The following is a 14997-nucleotide window of genomic DNA, read 5'->3' on the forward strand; positions in this document are numbered from 1 at the left end:
ACGGCTGAGCATTTGCTTTGGGGTGCCTACGGGCGCCCTTTCCCCCCAACATTCCGCGGCCGTTACGCGCCTTAAAGGTAACCAAACACGGCACACGCCACTGAGAGGAAGAATGGAGGCGGGAAGGCGGTCGACAGCGCTGGCTGGCGTACGACGGAGGATTGGTTCCAAACGGAGAAGTCACCTTCGATCAAGCTTTCCAATACCACGGAAAAGCGATGCCTGACTTCGATCTTAATCTGCGTGGACCAAAAAAAGCCCCGAACTCAATTCGGGGCTTTTGGCGGATTTGTGATCCATTACGCGCGGTCGACGGCGTCTTTCACTTTTTCCTTCGCGTCGCCCTTAGCCTGCTGTGCATGGCCCTTAGCTTCCTGAGCCGCGCCTTTGGCTTCCATCTCGCGGTTGTCAGTGGCATCGCCTAGGGACTGGCGCGCCTCACCAGCAACTTCGTTGGCCTTGCCTTTTACTTTGTCCATGGTGCTACCCATCATCATTCTCCTTCTTGAGCTTGATTGCTCGATCGCTAAAACAACGGGTTAAGGCGCGTCATTGTTCCTCAGTGATTTGGTCATGGCCTCGCTTTGGCGGATGGTCCCCTGTGCGATCGTGTGTCAGTCGAGCGCAATGACCTCAAAAGGAAAGAACTGCGCGCGTGCTGAAAGCACCCACCGTCTATGACTGCAAGGCGTCGCTTCAGTGGGCATTCGGAAAAGTCTTCCGGAAGCGCGCGACCGCCATGTGATCGAACGCGAACGAGACTGCTTCACAATTCTTATCCTTTTCGTTTCCTGCCAAGGCCTCACTTCTTCGCGACGAAGCGTCGATCGAACGGCTTTCGTTCACGCTCCTATGCGTCGGGCCGAAAATGGAGAACGAACTCCACGACTTTTTCCGAAGACATCTCGCACGGCATAAGAACAGAGCCGGAATCATTGGTACGATATAGATTGAATGACACGATCTCACGTCCGCCAAGTTGTTCGGCGAGCAGCCATACCCGTCGGCCATCTTTCGATCGGTGGACGGTCGCGCCCCAGCGGCGACCGTTGAAGTCTCCTTCCTGATGCCCATCGTTGAGCTGCGCCAGCGCCTCCTCGAATGCCGTCGGGGATTTCACGGAGATAGGTTTCCTTCGTTATGTTCGAGCTGCGACGCCAACTCGAGATTGGGCGGCGGGGACGATCGCATTATCCAGACAACGGCAGGTTCTTTTCCATGAAGAGGGATAGCCCGATGATGGGTCTGGATTGCAGATGTTTCTCCCCTGACAACTGAGACCTCGCGAGGCCAGGTATGGGAGCGTTGGTGTGCTAATTTTGGCGCCTAGGATTAACGTCCCAGGCCATAATTAACGAGTCCTTACCGAAATCAGTCTTCCGGAAGACCCCTGATTAGGAAATCCGTGACGCGTTCGTGGGACTTTGTGCCTGAATAGCGGAGAGTGAAACTTCCACTCTCGTCCCTAATGGATTGAGGCCCTTGAGTTTTCGCGGCTTCGAGAAGCTGGTCGAAGTTGGCTTTCGCCCGCGCGGACGTCCATGCGTGAACATCTTCCATAGATCCTAGCTCCTTAATTGCGCCGGGAATCGGGAAGGGATTTACCAGCCACTCCAACGTAACGTTACAATCGGTTCCGATCAATCGGTCGGACGGTTCACAGGAGTGACGGCAATGGGATCCGACTACATCATCCTCGATACCAACATCCTTTCCGAAGCACAGAAGCCTAGGCCAAGACCCGAGCTTGTCTCCTAGCTGGAAACACTGCCTCCTTCAAAGGTGGCCATCCCCTACGCCGCATTCTTCGAAACTCCTACGGTATCGAACTCATCGTCGACGCGATCCACAACGCGCGTCAAAACTTAGGAAATGGCGCGATCATTTCCTAAGCCTCGATTTCATGATTCCCGACACGACCCTAGGTTGCAACGATGATCGCGCTATTGGCTGCTCACCTGAGCGGGCTTAAACGAGCGTGAATTTACACTGAGGAAAGTCGTCTTGCCACAAAATCGCAAGCCCTTGGTCAACATTTTCCGATAGGAAACTCAAACGGCTTAGTCGGCAGATCACTACATCGCACTATTATGTAGCAGCAATCGACGGCGGGTGCACATAAACTCTTCTGATTCAAACGCTTACATCGGGTGGGTATGTTGCATCAGGCTAAAATTCTGCTCGAGAAAAAGCAGATAGGGATTAAAATGCCCAAATCAAATAACCCGATATGCCCACATCAGACGGCGCAGGGACAAACCTTGTCAGCAAAATCAACTGTTACCTATGTCTTCGGTTCGGACAGTAGCAAAATGGCGACCCCTGCAGGACTCGAACCTGCGACCTACTGCTTAGAAGGCAGTTGCTCTATCCAGTTGAGCTAAGGGGCCACTCGCGGCGCCGTGGAGGCGCCGAAAACGGTTAGTGTGTCCAAGGCTGCGTGCGCGTATAGCGGAAGTTGTCCGTGTAGGAAACCGTCTGGCGCTCTGCTTCCTTCGGCTGGATCACGCGGTACTCGATGCCCTTGCGTTGTGCATAGGCTTCAGCTTGTTCCTGTGTGTCGAAATTGAGCTTGACCTGCTGCTTCATGTCCGATGAGGACGTGTAGCCCATGATCGGATCGATCTTGCGCGGAACCTCGGCGTCGAATTCCAGCACCCAGATATTCGTCTTGGCCTTGCCGGACTGCATGGCGGTCTTTGCCGGACGATAAATTTTTGCAGACATTTCAACTGCTCCAGTCTTGCGATCAAGCGCGATGACGCTCTTTTTACGCGGCTTCCCGTAACCATTTTATTACGGTCGGCATCAGAATTTCACTTGGACTGACTCCTGCACGAAGTCAAGCCGCTTGCTTTGTAGATGCTACAGCATCGGCCTGAAAATCCTAACCGAATTTCAGAAAGCACGATGCCTCAATTAAAGAGGATAGAGCGGCCGTTATACCTCCGTAAGGAGGCCGGCGCGCTCCGAAACATAAGAGCCTTCACCAACAGAAAAAGCGAAAGCCACGCTTGAATGGGACGCGCGAAGCATATTCTATCGCGACACCTAAGAGGAGACACGTATCATGAGCGATAACGTCATCAAGTTTCGCAAGCCACAACCGCCGAAGAAGCCCCGTCCCGGCCAGAGCAAGCTGCTCGCCGTCATTATTGGCGGCATTGCGCTCTGCGCTTTGATCTGGGTGCACTTCCAATACGGAGTATGAGGCTGGAGGCCTCACGGCGCGCGGCAGGAGCACATTCATTTTCCAGGAGGACGGTTGTCACAAGCGGCAGACAATACCAAGGCTTGAGACCACAAATCAAAACGCAATCCATCGGCGCCTCGACATCACATTGCGAGACGTCGATCGTATTGAAAACAGCAAGCGCAGCAGAACACGCTTAACGTTCACATACGCTCACCAGAGAAATTTCAACAATGTAAGGGAAATTACAAATCCAGACAAATCAGTGATTTGTCGAATGGTCGGAGTGGAGAGATTCGAACTCCCGACCCTCTGGTCCCAAACCAGATGCGCTACCAGACTGCGCTACACTCCGCCGATGTCGTGAGCGGGGAGATACACGGTTACCGCAGACCCTGCAACAGCTAAAATCACCTTTTCGTTTGTTTTTTTCTCAATCGGCTTAGCCGTCCCTGATTGTGGGACGGGATGCAGGTGGCAGGAAGATTACGAAGTTTTCACTTCACCCACCCTTCCAGCCGTGCGATCCAGCAGACGTATTTTAGCAGTTGCAGTAGCTTCCTCAGATAGCCACCTATCAAGGCACAACTTCTGCAATCTCTCAGACAATGGGAATGAACCACTTGGACGCCAGTAGCGAGAAAACGACCAGCCAGAAAGCGAAACCCGATCTTCGCGACATTCTGGTGTCTTCGAAAACCGGAAAAAAGAAATCCAGGCGTTCGCTCTATATCCTTCTCGCGCTGCTGATGATTGCTGGCGCGGCGACCTACTATTTTGCCTTTGCCGGTGCTCGGGTCGCCTACACCTACACGACGCAGGAAGCAAAGCGCGGCGATCTCTCCGTCATTGTTACCTCCACCGGTTCGGTGCAGCCCACCGACCAGGTGGATATATCGAGCGAGCTCTCCGGCACGATCCGCAAGGTCAACGTCACCTTTAACAGTCCGGTGAAAGCGGGCGACATTCTGGCTGAACTCGACACCAACAAACTTGAGGCCGATGTGCAGAGCGCGCGCGCCAAGCTTGCTTCCGCCAGAGCCAATGTCGCAAAAGCGAAAGCCGATCTCGGCTCGGCCAACACATCGCTGGAGCGGCTGAGATCGCTGGTGCAGAACCGCGTCTCCAGTCAGCAGGATCTCGATGCGGCGCAGTTCAACCGCGATGCGGCTGCGGCAACGCTGGAAGTCAATGAAGCGACGGTGCTTTCATCGGAGGCCGATCTGCGACTTGCGGAAGTCAATCTCAGCAAGGCGAAGATTGTGTCTCCGATCGATGGCGTGATCCTGACGCGCGATGTCGATCCCGGTGCGACCGTGGCATCGTCCTTGAATGCGCCGGTGCTTTTTACCATCGCCGGGGATCTGCGCCGCATGGAGCTTCAGGTCTCGATCGATGAGGCGGATGTCGGCAAGGTAGAGGCTGGTCAGGAGGCCACCTTCAATGTGGATGCCTATCCCGAGCGCCGTTTCCCGGCGAAAATCGAAACCGTTCGTTTTGCGTCAGAAACCGTCTCCAACGTCGTGACCTATAAGGGTATTCTGACCGTGGATAATGCCGAACTCCTGCTGCGCCCTGGCATGACGGCAACCGCCAATATCGTGGTCGAACATGTGAAGGATGCACTGCTGGTGCCCAACGCGGCCCTGCGCTACACCCCACCGCGGGAGAACGCTTCGCGCGGCGGCGGGCTGATGAGCCTTTTCCGCCCTCCGCGCATGAACCGCTCGCGCGGCAGCGGTGCCGAGCAGGCCGCGGCTGGCAAGCGTGAGGTTTGGGTTCTGCGCAACGGCACGCCTGTCAGCGTCTCGGTCCAGACAGGCTCCACCGACGGCCAGTTCACCGCCGTGACCTCGGACGAGTTGAAGCCCGGCGACCAGGTGATCACCGACGCAACCCAACGCAGCAGCTAGGCGGGAGTGGAAGCATGAGCGCACCGCCTCTGATCGAGTTCCGCGATGTCGTGAAGCAATATGGTAAAGGCGAAGCGGCCATTCGGGCCCTGGACGGCGTCAGCCTGTCGATCAATGAACACGACTTCGTTGCCATCATGGGACCATCCGGCTCAGGCAAGTCCACCTCGATGAACATCATCGGCTGCCTGGATACGCCCACATCGGGAGAATATCTGTTTCAGGGCGTGCCCACCAGCGGCTTTGACAATGAGCACCTGACGTTGCTTCGCCGCCACATGCTGGGTTTTGTCTTTCAAGGCTTCAACCTTTTGTCGCGCACCTCGGCTGTCGAAAATGTCGAGTTGCCTTTGATCTATCGCGGCATGAAATCCGCTGAACGGCGAGCGCTTGCCATGGAGGCCCTGGCGCAGGTGGGGCTGAAGGGGCGTGAAAACCACACCACGCAGGAGCTGTCCGGTGGGCAGCAGCAGCGCGTGGCAATCGCCCGTGCCATCGTCACCAAGCCGGCCTTGCTTCTTGCCGACGAGCCGACAGGTAATCTCGACACCAAAACCAGCATCGAGATCATGGATCTGATCACCTCGCTCAATCGCGATCGCGGCATCACCGTCGTGATGGTGACCCATGAAGAGGATATCGCCGCCCATGCCAAGCGCCTGCTGCGCTTCGTCGATGGCCGTCTGGGTTCGGACAGCGCCGTCGAGCATGGAATGGAGGCCACCGATGTTCTTTGAGACCGTCAGGCTCGCCATGCGCGCCATCAGCCGCAACATGCTGCGCTCCTTCCTCACCGTGCTCGGCGTCGTTATCGGTGTGGCAGCGGTCATCGCCATGGTCACCATCGGCAATGGCACGACGGAGCAGGTAAAGTCTGAGCTTTCTCGCCTCGGCACCAATATGCTTTTCGTCAGGCCTGGACAATTCGGCCCTGGCCGCGCCAGTGTCGATGCCAAACGCTTCACTGATAGCGACGTACAGGCCATCCGCGACCAGATCAGCGGTGTGCGGGCTGTCGCGCCGTTAAACCGGTCATCTGCGGCAACGGTCATTTATGGCGGCAAGAACCACCAGACGAGCGTCGTCGGCACAACCAACGACTATCTGATCGCGCAGGACTGGACGATAGCGCTAGGCCGCGAGTTTCTGCCCGCTGAAGATCGCGGGGGACAGATCGGCTGCATCATCGGTGAAACCGTTCGACAGGAACTGTTCGGATCGTCCGATCCGGTGGGACAGACGATCCGTGTGAGCAACATCTCCTGCCCGGTCATCGCTGTTCTGGGGCGCAAAGGGCAATCAGGTCTCGGCGATGATCAGGATGACACCGTGATCATGCCGCTGAAAATTCATCAGCGTCGCATTGGCGGTACGACGACGATCTCCTCCATTATGGTCTCCGCCCAGGATGGAGTCTCGACTGCAAAAGTGCAGTCCGACCTGGAAAATCTGCTGCGCGAGCGCCGGCGCATCGGGCTTGGCCGCCAGGACGATTTCACTGTCAACGACATGGCGCAGATCGCGTCTGCCATGACCGGTACCACCACCCTTTTGACGGGGTTGCTCGGCGCTGTCGCCGCCGTCAGTCTTCTGGTCGGCGGGATCGGCATCATGAACATCATGCTGGTTTCAGTAACGGAACGAACGCGCGAGATCGGCATCCGTCTTGCCATCGGCGCTCTGGAAAAGCAGGTTCTGACACAGTTCCTCGTCGAGGCCGTCATGCTTTCGGCCTTCGGCGGGATCGCGGGGATTTTGACAGGCCTTGGCCTGGCCTATGCAGTCGTCAGCTTCCTTGGCGTGCCCTTCGTCACCAGCCCGGTGATCATCGCCGTCGCCTTCGCCTTCTCGGCCGCCATCGGCGTGGTGTTCGGCTATTTTCCGGCTCGCCGTGCCGCAAGCCTCAGCCCTATCGAGGCATTGCGCCACGAGTAACGAGGCTGTCGAACTTGCTGAAGCGCCCTGCGCTCCCCATATGCAAACGAGCGAGAGTTAAGGGAGTTGGACCGTGAGCGTTGCGTTTGTGAAAGAAGAGAGTGCGGAAACTGCAGCGGAAACCCAGCTGCCGGATCGCCCTGTCTCGCAACATCCCAACCTCGTCACCGAAGCAGGTCTCAAGCTCCTTGAAGAACAGATGAAAGCTGCCCGCGCCGCGCATGAGATCGCCAATGCCGTGGAGGACGTGAACGAACGCCGGCGCCAGATCGCGCCACATCTGCGCGATATCCGCTATCTGGCGGAGCGGCTGCGCACCGCGCAGGTTATGCCCGCACCCGAGGCAAACGATAGTGTCTCCTTCGGAAGTACCGTGACCTTCACGCGTGAAGATGGCCGCGTGCAATCCTACCGTATCGTCGGCGAAGATGAGGCAGACCCGAAGGCCGGGTCCATTTCCTATGTTTCCCCCGTCGCTCGCGCTCTCAACGGCAAGGTCGTTGGTGATATTGTCACGGTCGGCGAGCAAGAGTTGGAAATTACAGCCATTCAATAAGCCGCCAGTTGCAGCAGGTCGAAATAACGGGTAACTGCCCGGTTACTTGACTTTCAGCAAAAGGTTTACTGCGCCATGGCGGTGGAATTCCTCGTCACCCATTCCGGCGGCTTCCATGCCGATGAACTGCTCTCCAGCGTCATTCTCACCCGGCTTTATCCGACGGCCAAGATCGTTCGCAGCCGCGCGCCGGAGTGGATCACCCCTGCGCAAGACCGGGTCATCTATGATGTTGGCGGCGCCTATGATGCCGAGGCGCAGATTTTCGATCACCACCAGCGCGGCGCGCCGCTGCGTGACGATGGTCAGCCCTACAGTTCATTTGGCCTTGTATGGAAACACTACGGTCGAGATTATCTCACCGCGCTTGGCGTTGCTGGCGCCGATATCGAAAACGTCCACGCGTCTTTCGACAAGAGCTTTGTGCTACCGATCGACCTTACCGACAATGGGGCGCTGAGCCCGGCCATTGCCGGCGAGCTTGCCGGTCTCACCTTGCCGTCTCTTTTGGAAACCTTAAAACCTTCATTCGACAACCGTGAACCAGGTGCTGACGACGCAGCCTTCCATAGCGCGCTTGCGATTGCTCGCTCTTTTGTCGAAGCCGGCATCGAGAAGAAGGCCGCAAAGCTGCGGGCAGAAACGCTCGTTCTCAAAGCCATAGAGCGCACCGGCGAAAGCCGTATCCTGGAATTGCCGATCGGCATGCCTTTCAGACCAGCGATCGTCAAGGCCGGTGCGGATCATCTGCTCTTCGTCGTTCATCCCCGTGACAAGGACTGGTGCGTCACAGGCATCCGCCGCGCGGAAGAAGGCTTCGAGCTTCGCGCCGATCTGCCGGTCTCTTGGGCTGGCTTGACCAATGGCGATCTTGAGCAGGCGAGCGGGGTTGAAGGCGCAACCTTCTGTCACAATGGTCGCTTTATCGCGGCTGCAAAGACGCGCGAAGCGGCAATGACGATGGCGGAAATCGCCACACAGGAAGCCCTGTTAGAGGAGCAATCCGCTTAAATACCGTCTTTGGAAAATGAAGTGTCGCGGTGCTTGGGAACAAGCACCGCAATGCAAACAGGCATTTCTCAGACGCTAGCCTCAGCTTCACGCTGCTTGGCCAGCATGGCAAGATCTGCGGCCTTCAGTTCGACGGACTCGCCGCAGCCGCATGCCGATGTCTGGTTCGGATTGTTGAAGGTAAAGCCGGAGCGCATCTTGGTGACTTCGAAATCCATCTGCGTGCCGAGCAGGTAGAGCACGGCGGATGGCTGAATCCAGACCTTTGCACCATCATGCTCGATCAGGTCGTCCTTGGCATCAGGCTCGGTTACGAGATCGATGGTATATTCCATCCCGGCGCAGCCGCCTTTTTTGATCCCGACGCGCACGCCCTTGGCCTCAGCGCCGGAATTATCGACGATCGCCTTGACGCGAGAGGCCGCAGCCTCCGTCATTGTCATCACTGCAAAGCCCATGGGCTCATCACTCCTTCGACAGTCGGGTTCAAGGCCCGATGTTTATGGACTTAAATCTAGTCCTGCGTCGAGACGGTATCAAGGGTTGTCGATTGTGCAATCGACGGCGCTCAGTACCAGCCCACCGCAACCTGCGCTTCTTCCGACATGCGATCCGGCGTCCATGGCGGATCGAAGGTCATTTCGACCGTTACGCCGGACACGCCCTCGACGGCGCCAACCGCGTTTTCCACCCAGCCCGGCATTTCTCCGGCCACAGGGCAGCCGGGTGCAGTCAGCGTCATGACGATCTTGACCATCCGGTCGTCTTCGATGTCGATCTTGTAGATGAGACCAAGTTCGAAAATATCGGCGGGAATTTCCGGATCGTAGATGGTCTTCAGCGCGGCGACGACGTCGTCGCTGAGCCGCGCCAGCTCATCCGGGGAGATGCTGGAGGTCTTGGCAGGGGCTTGCACAGCCTCTTCTGCAGGCGATTGTGCCAGATCCTGCAGCTGTTCGGTCGTATCGGTGCTCATGGTCCTGATCCTCAATTTCGATGTCAGGCGAAAAATTTGCGGGCGTAATCGAGTGCTTCGGCCAGCGCATCCACTTCCGCGCGGGTATTGTAAAGCCCGAATGATGCTCGGCATGTGGAGGTCACGCCGAAGCGTTTCAAGAGTGGCATGGCGCAATGTGTACCGGCGCGCACGGCGACGCCGCGGCGGTCGATGACCATCGAGACATCATGGGCATGGATGCCTTCAAGCTCAAAGGAGAAGATGCCGCCCTTCCCCGGTGCATTGCCGATGACGCGTAGCGAGTTGATGTCACGCAGACGTTCGGTGGCATAGGCGGCAAGATCCGCCTCATGTGCAGCGATCGCCGCGCGTCCGAGATTATCCATATAGTCCAGCGCGTAGCCGAGACCAATCGCCTGGACGATCGGCGGCGTGCCCGCCTCGAAACGGTGCGGCGGCTCGTTATAGGTGATCTCGTCCTCAGAGACGTCGAGGATCATTTCCCCGCCGCCCTGGAAGGGACGCATTTCTTTCAACCGGTCGGCCTTGCCGTAGAGAACGCCGATACCCGATGGGCCATAGAGCTTGTGACCCGTCATCACGTACCAGTCGCAATCGATGTCGCGGACATCGACCGGCATGTGAACCGCACCCTGGCTGCCATCAATCAGCACGGGAATCCCACGCTCGTGGGCAATGCGGCAAATTTCCTTGACCGGCACGATGGTGCCGAGCGCGTTGGACATATGGGTTATGGCGACGAGCTTGGTGCGCTCCGTCAGGCTTTTTTCGAACGCCTCGACATGAAACGCGCCTTCGTCGTCCACCGGCACCCAGACGAGCTTGGCGCCCTGCCGCTCGCGAATAAAATGCCAAGGCACGATATTGGAATGGTGCTCCATGATCGAGAGGACGATCTCATCGCCCTCGCCGATCTTCGGCATGCCGTAGCCATAGGCGACCGTGTTGATCGCCTCGGTGGAGGACTTGGTGAAGACGATTTCATCCACCGAACCGGCATTCAAAAAGCGCCGCACCTTTTCGCGCGATGCTTCGTAGGCATCCGTTGCCGCATTGGAGAGAAAATGCAGGCCGCGATGCACATTGGCATATTCGTTGGAATAGGCATGCGACACCGCATCGATGACCACCTGCGGCTTCTGCGCGGACGCGCCATTGTCCAGGTAGACAAGCGGCTTGCCATACACCTCACGCGAAAGGATTGGAAAATCCTTGCGCACGGCCTCGACATCGTAGGGAGCCGCTTTGACGGCGCGTTCGCTGTTATCAGGCATGATCTTCCAGCCAGCTGGAGATGATACCTTCCAGCGCCTCTACCAGATTGTCGTCTTCCAACTCTTCGACGATGGCCGCGACGAATGCGTTCACCAGCATGGCACGCGCCTTCGCCCGTGGCACGCCACGCGCCATCAGGTAATAAAGGTGTTCATCGCTGATATCCGCAACCGTTGCGCCATGGCCGCACTGAACGTCGTCTGCGAAGATTTCAAGTTCAGGCTTTGCCGAAAACTCGCCATCGTCGGACATCAGCAGGGTGTTGCAGGACATCTTGGCGTCTGTCTTCTGGGCATCGGGCGCGACCCGGATCATACCCTGAAAGATGCCCTTGGCACGATCGAAGACAACGTTGCGGAAGATTTCCGTCGAGGTCGTGTTCGGCACGTTGTGGCCGAGAACCATCGTCACATCCGTATGGGTTTCGCCACCCAGCAGGTTGACGCCACGCACGGAGAGATCGGTGCCCTCACCTTCCACATCGATGCGCAGTTCCTGGCGCACGAGCTTGCCGCCTGCGTTGATGATGAAGAGGCGAAGATTGGCGTCTGCGCCAAGCTTGATACGCAACTGAGCCAGATGGGTATCGGCTGCACCCTGCTGCTGCAAAAGGATATAGGTGGCTTCAGCCCCGTCCTGAACCTCAAGATCGGTGACATGCGTGACGAGTGCTGCTTCCGCCGTAACCGACAGATGACGCTCGATGATCGTGGCCTTGGAGCTTTTGCCGAAGCGAACTGGCGAACGGGTGTGAACCTGCCCGGCGCCATGGATCACCTGAAGCTCGAGCGGACGCTCGATCTGGGCCTCATCCGGCACGGTTACCGAGTAACCATCACGCACGAAGCTGCCATTCAGGCGGCCGATCATGTCGTCCTTGTCAGCCGCTACAAGCGAGCCGGCAGCCGTGCCATCCAGCAGGCTTTCGGCAAAGCTTGCGATTTCGAAATCGACGATCTCGGTATCTGCCGACTTGCCGTGGCGTAGATAGGCAACCTGCGATCCAGCAACGGCTGAATCACGCTTCTCGATCACCGGCGCAGAGGCATCCTCGGGGATGCTGCGCAGCAGGGTTTTCATATCGGTATAGTGCCAGGCTTCGATGCGGCGCGTCGGAAGACCAGCGGTCTTCAGGTCGTCGAACAGCACGTCGCGCGCAGCAACGACATCGCCATTGCCGGGAAGCTCGGTGAACTTGGCCGTGAAGGCTTCCACCAGTGCGGTTTCCGCAGGTGTCAGCCGGTTTGTCGTTTGAATATTCATGGACATGGTCTCCTGGCCCTTTGATTAGGCCGCTTCACCGATGATGTCGGCGTAACCATTGTTTTCCAGTTCCAGCGCCAGTGCCTTGTCGCCCGAACGGATGATCTTGCCCTTATAAAGAACATGGACGCTGTCCGGCACGATGTAATCGAGCAGGCGCTGATAGTGGGTGATGACGACGGTCGCACGATCCGGCGACTTCAATGCGTTGACGCCATCGGCAACGATCTTCAGCGCGTCGATGTCGAGACCGGAGTCCGTTTCGTCCAGAACGCAGAGCTTCGGCTCAAGCAGCGCCATCTGCAGGATTTCCGCGCGCTTCTTCTCACCGCCGGAGAAGCCGACATTGAGCGGACGCTTCAGCATGTCCATGTCGATCTTCAGATCGCCAGCTGCTTCCTTCACCTTCTTGATGAAGTCAGGCGTTGTAAGTTCAGCTTCGCCGCGTGCTTTGCGCTGCTCATTCATCGCAACCTTCAGGAACTGCATGGTCGCAACGCCTGGAATTTCGACCGGATACTGGAAGGCGAGGAAGATGCCCTTGGCAGCGCGTTCGGCAGCGTCCAGCTCCAGAATGCTCTCGCCATTATAGAGAATGTCGCCCGAGGTCACTTCATAGTCTTCGCGGCCCGAAAGGATATAGGACAGCGTGGACTTGCCGGAGCCGTTAGGACCCATGATGGCGGCGACTTCGCCGGCGGCAACCTTCAGGTTCAGACCCTTGATGATCTCGGTTTCGGTATCGGCGATCTTTGCGTGCAGGTCGATGATTTCAAGCATGTTTCAATTCCTGTTCGTAGTGCGGTTTCAAGGACCGCCTCGTTGGCCGTTCTACCGGCTTAGCTCAACATTTACATCCGTCATCCTCGGGCCTGTCCCGAGGATCTAATCACGTCAATTGTAGTCGCGCGCCGCGAGCGTATTTTTGTGCGGCATATAAGCATTCTCGATTTCGTCAATACGCTCGTAGAGATCGAGCCAAGTTGGGTTCAACTCTTCTATCAATCTCATCTTCCATTCCCGAAGATAGCGCTTCAACGATTTCTCGCGCTGGATGGCCAGAACGATGTTGGGATGGGCTTCAAACCAAACGAGGTTTTTAGCCTGATACTTCTCCGTATAGCCCTTCCGAACCACGTTTCGATGTTCCCACACACGCCCAGCCAAATCGCTTGTGACACCTGTGTAAATCACCCCGCGTGGCTTGTCGGACATCATGTAGACGAAGCCACTCATTCCAACACCCGCCCAGCAGATCCTCGGGACAAGCCCGAGGATGACGTTCTAAGTCAACCCACCGAGCCTTCCAGCGAGATGCCAATCAGCTTCTGCGCTTCGACAGCAAATTCCATCGGCAGTTCCTGAATGACGTCCCTGACGAAGCCGTTGACGATCAAAGCGATCGCGGCTTCTTCGGGAATGCCACGCTGCAAGCAGTAGAACAGCTGATCCTCGGAAATCTTGGATGTCGTTGCTTCATGCTCGAAATGCGCCGAGGCATTCTTTGCTTCGATGTAAGGCACGGTATGCGCCCCGCACTTGTCGCCAATCAGAAGGCTGTCGCACTGCGTGAAGTTGCGCGCATTGGTCGCCTTGCGATGGGCCGAGACCTGCCCGCGATAGACGTTTTCCGAGAAGCCTGCCGCAATACCCTTGGCAATGATGCGGCTCGACGTGTTCTTGCCGAGATGGATCATCTTGGTGCCGGAATCGACCTGCTGGTAACCGTTGGAGACAGCGATCGAGTAAAACTCGCCGCGGCTGTCATCACCACGCAGAATGCAGGATGGGTACTTCCACGTGATGGCAGAACCGGTTTCGACCTGCGTCCAGGAGATCTTCGAGCGATGACCGCGGCAATCGCCGCGCTTGGTCACGAAGTTGTAGATGCCGCCCTTGCCTTCCTTGTCGCCCGGATACCAGTTCTGGACGGTGGAGTACTTGATCTCGGCATCGTCGAGCGCCACGAGTTCGACGACAGCGGCGTGAAGCTGGTTTTCATCGCGCTGCGGTGCGGTGCAGCCTTCCAGATAGGAAACGTAGGCGCCTTCTTCCGCAATGATCAGCGTGCGCTCGAACTGGCCCGTGTTCTTCTCATTGATGCGGAAATAGGTGGAAAGCTCCATTGGGCAACGCACACCCTTTGGAATGAAAACGAAGGAACCGTCTGTAAAGACCGCTGAGTTCAGCGTGGCATAGAAGTTGTCGGTCGTCGGAACGACGGAGCCAAGATACTTCTTCACCAGTTCGGGATGCTCGCGAACAGCTTCCGAGATGGACATGAAGATCACGCCCGCCTTCTTCAGCTCTTCCTTGAAGGTCGTGACGACGGAGACCGAGTCGAACACGGCATCCACGGCCACGCGACGGTTCTCCACGCCGGCCAGGATTTCCTGTTCCTTCAGCGGAATGCCGAGCTTCTCATAGACCTTCAGCAGCTCAGGATCGACATCTTCAAGCGACTTGGGACCTGGCGTGCTCTTTGGCGCGGCGTAGTAATAAAGGTCGTTAAAGTCGATCTTCGGATAATTGACGCGCGCCCAGGTGGGCTCTTCCATCGTCAACCAGCGCTGATAAGCGTCAAGACGCCATTGGAGCAGCCACTCCGGCTCCTGCTTCTTGGCGGAAATGAACCGGATGACCTCTTCCGACAGACCCTTAGGCGCCTTATCGACTTCGATCTCGGTTTCGAAACCGTATTTATACTGGTCCACATCGATCTGGCGAACCTGATCGATTGTTTCCTGAACCGCTGCCATTGTCGTTCTCCAATCTCGCCGGATACAAGGTCCGGTGGCTTGTCAACGTATCAAGACGGAACCCCCGCCTTCATTCGCGCTTCACATAAATGCGGGAGCCATCTGAGGCCAGC

Annotated in this window: 16 protein-coding genes and 2 tRNA genes; 6 read left to right on the forward strand and 12 right to left on the reverse strand. The window is 57.2% G+C overall.

Annotated features, from left to right (window positions below; translation table 11 throughout):
• Positions 1-299 precede the first annotated feature (299 nt).
• The 4 genes from EYC79_RS16095 to EYC79_RS16110 all read right to left on the reverse strand — a co-directional run bounded on the left by EYC79_RS16095 (position 300) and on the right by EYC79_RS16110 (position 2727).
• Positions 300-491 carry a CsbD family protein gene (locus EYC79_RS16095; protein WP_113267364.1) on the reverse strand — a complete coding sequence of 64 codons (192 nt, stop codon included), beginning with the start codon at positions 489-491 and terminating at the stop codon, positions 300-302.
• Between the two features lie 359 nt (positions 492-850).
• Positions 851-1120, reverse strand: coding sequence for a hypothetical protein (locus tag EYC79_RS16100; protein WP_207773925.1), 270 nt, complete (start codon positions 1118-1120; stop codon positions 851-853).
• A gap of 1193 nt (positions 1121-2313) precedes the next feature.
• Positions 2314-2390 (reverse strand) — tRNA-Arg (locus EYC79_RS16105).
• Positions 2391-2421: 31 nt separating this feature from the next.
• Positions 2422-2727 carry an ETC complex I subunit gene (locus EYC79_RS16110; RefSeq protein ID WP_062424309.1) on the reverse strand — a complete coding sequence of 102 codons (306 nt, stop codon included), beginning with the start codon at positions 2725-2727 and terminating at the stop codon, positions 2422-2424.
• 343 nt (positions 2728-3070) lie between these two features.
• On the opposite strand from EYC79_RS16110, the gene EYC79_RS23500 reads away from it, so the two are divergent.
• Positions 3071-3211, forward strand: coding sequence for a hypothetical protein (locus EYC79_RS23500; RefSeq protein WP_165457054.1), 141 nt, complete (start codon positions 3071-3073; stop codon positions 3209-3211).
• A gap of 260 nt (positions 3212-3471) precedes the next feature.
• Here the strand turns inward: EYC79_RS23500 and EYC79_RS16115 are convergent.
• A tRNA-Pro gene (locus EYC79_RS16115) sits at positions 3472-3548 on the reverse strand.
• 259 nt (positions 3549-3807) lie between these two features.
• On the opposite strand from EYC79_RS16115, the gene EYC79_RS16120 reads away from it, so the two are divergent.
• From EYC79_RS16120 to EYC79_RS16140, 5 genes are all read left to right on the forward strand, one after another.
• Positions 3808-5106 carry an efflux RND transporter periplasmic adaptor subunit gene (locus EYC79_RS16120; RefSeq protein WP_130978630.1) on the forward strand — a complete coding sequence of 433 codons (1299 nt, stop codon included), beginning with the start codon at positions 3808-3810 and terminating at the stop codon, positions 5104-5106.
• A gap of 14 nt (positions 5107-5120) precedes the next feature.
• Entirely contained in the window at positions 5121-5843 is a 723-nt protein-coding gene (locus EYC79_RS16125) for an ABC transporter ATP-binding protein (RefSeq protein ID WP_130978631.1), read from the forward strand.
• Positions 5833-7041 (forward strand): ABC transporter permease, encoded by a 1209-nt coding sequence (locus tag EYC79_RS16130; RefSeq protein ID WP_130978632.1) that lies wholly within the window; start codon positions 5833-5835, stop codon positions 7039-7041. Before EYC79_RS16125 ends, EYC79_RS16130 begins: the two co-directional genes overlap by 11 nt.
• Positions 7042-7114: 73 nt before the next feature.
• Positions 7115-7597 carry a transcription elongation factor GreA gene (gene greA, locus EYC79_RS16135; RefSeq protein WP_130978633.1) on the forward strand — a complete coding sequence of 161 codons (483 nt, stop codon included), beginning with the start codon at positions 7115-7117 and terminating at the stop codon, positions 7595-7597.
• A gap of 75 nt (positions 7598-7672) precedes the next feature.
• Positions 7673-8608 carry an MYG1 family protein gene (locus EYC79_RS16140; RefSeq protein WP_130978634.1) on the forward strand — a complete coding sequence of 312 codons (936 nt, stop codon included), beginning with the start codon at positions 7673-7675 and terminating at the stop codon, positions 8606-8608.
• A gap of 68 nt (positions 8609-8676) precedes the next feature.
• On the opposite strand, the gene sufA is transcribed toward EYC79_RS16140, so the two are convergent.
• The 7 genes from sufA to sufB form a co-directional block, all read right to left on the reverse strand.
• The gene (gene sufA, locus EYC79_RS16145; RefSeq protein ID WP_062441466.1) at positions 8677-9066 is read right to left on the reverse strand and encodes a Fe-S cluster assembly scaffold SufA; all 390 of its coding nucleotides are present in this window, start codon (positions 9064-9066) and stop codon (positions 8677-8679) included.
• Between the two features lie 110 nt (positions 9067-9176).
• A complete protein-coding gene (locus EYC79_RS16150; RefSeq protein WP_130978635.1) occupies positions 9177-9584 on the reverse strand; it encodes an SUF system Fe-S cluster assembly protein in 408 nt (135 codons plus the stop codon).
• Positions 9585-9607: 23 nt separating this feature from the next.
• The gene (locus EYC79_RS16155) at positions 9608-10861 is read right to left on the reverse strand and encodes a cysteine desulfurase (protein ID WP_130978636.1); all 1254 of its coding nucleotides are present in this window, start codon (positions 10859-10861) and stop codon (positions 9608-9610) included.
• A complete protein-coding gene (gene sufD / locus EYC79_RS16160; protein ID WP_130978637.1) occupies positions 10854-12125 on the reverse strand; it encodes a Fe-S cluster assembly protein SufD in 1272 nt (423 codons plus the stop codon). Before sufD ends, EYC79_RS16155 begins: the two co-directional genes overlap by 8 nt.
• A gap of 24 nt (positions 12126-12149) precedes the next feature.
• A complete protein-coding gene (gene sufC, locus EYC79_RS16165; protein WP_062424300.1) occupies positions 12150-12905 on the reverse strand; it encodes a Fe-S cluster assembly ATPase SufC in 756 nt (251 codons plus the stop codon).
• Between the two features lie 114 nt (positions 12906-13019).
• On the reverse strand, positions 13020-13361 hold the full coding sequence (locus tag EYC79_RS16170) for a GIY-YIG nuclease family protein (protein ID WP_130978638.1): 342 nt from the start codon (positions 13359-13361) through the stop codon (positions 13020-13022).
• A gap of 53 nt (positions 13362-13414) precedes the next feature.
• Positions 13415-14884, reverse strand: coding sequence for a Fe-S cluster assembly protein SufB (sufB, locus tag EYC79_RS16175; RefSeq protein ID WP_062441476.1), 1470 nt, complete (start codon positions 14882-14884; stop codon positions 13415-13417).
• Between the last annotated feature and the right edge of the window lie 113 nt (positions 14885-14997).

Origin of the sequence: Agrobacterium cavarae, from assembly GCF_004310285.1 — a bacterium.
GTDB lineage: Bacteria > Pseudomonadota > Alphaproteobacteria > Rhizobiales > Rhizobiaceae > Agrobacterium > Agrobacterium cavarae.